A 688-nucleotide genomic window follows, 5' to 3' on the forward strand; every position below is an offset into this window, starting at 1 on the left:
TCTTTCCTCTGGGCCGACAGCTACATCAACCAGATATGGCTGAATGCGTCCCTCCAGTCCGCCCTGCTCAACCTTCTGCTCAACGTGGGGCAGATACCCTACAGCATGGACGGTGACGGACTGATCGCCGCCGCCGTGCAGGACACGATCAATCAGGCCCTCCGCTTCGGGGCCATCCGCCCGGGCGTGAACCTGACATCTCTCCAGAAGCAGCAGATAGACCGTGCGGCCGGGACGTCCATCAGCAACACGGTGCAGACCCGTGGCTGGTATTTCCAGCCCAACGCCTCCACGGCTCCGGCAGACATCCGGGTGGCCCGCAAAAGCCCACCATGCCGCTTCTGGTACACGGACGGACAGTCAGTCCAGTCCATCAACCTTGCCAGCATTGAGGTGCAGTAATGGCTGACAATGATCTAATTACCTCGGCAGACGCCGTGTTCATGCTCACGATTAAGAAGCTCTTCAACACCCCGGTAAAGCTGGACAACTGGTCCACCAACAGGGGATGGGAAGCACAGAGCCTGCGCCTCTCTGACACCCGTCTATCCCTTGACGGAAAGCTGAACAAGGGCTTCGTGCCGTCCGCCTATGACATGACACTGAACTTTTCCCCCAATAGCGGGACATGGGACGTGTTCGACGTTCTCCAGACGGCGTCCCGGCAGGCCGAAACGGTCTACGAACT

2 protein-coding genes are annotated in these 688 nt (G+C 59.3%); both read left to right on the forward strand.

Annotation, left to right across the window (positions count from 1 at the left end; translation table 11 throughout):
- Positions 1-402, forward strand: a 402-nt coding sequence (locus tag NQF87_RS08730) for a DUF3383 family protein (RefSeq protein WP_266128021.1), incomplete at its 5' end; no start/stop codon positions are given.
- A partial coding sequence (locus tag NQF87_RS08735; protein ID WP_266128022.1) for a phage tail fiber protein occupies positions 402-688 on the forward strand: 287 nt, incomplete at its 3' end. The genes NQF87_RS08730 and NQF87_RS08735, both read left to right, overlap by 1 nt.

The organism is Bombella dulcis, from assembly GCF_026385505.1.
Taxonomy (GTDB): Bacteria; Pseudomonadota; Alphaproteobacteria; order Acetobacterales; family Acetobacteraceae; genus Bombella; species Bombella dulcis.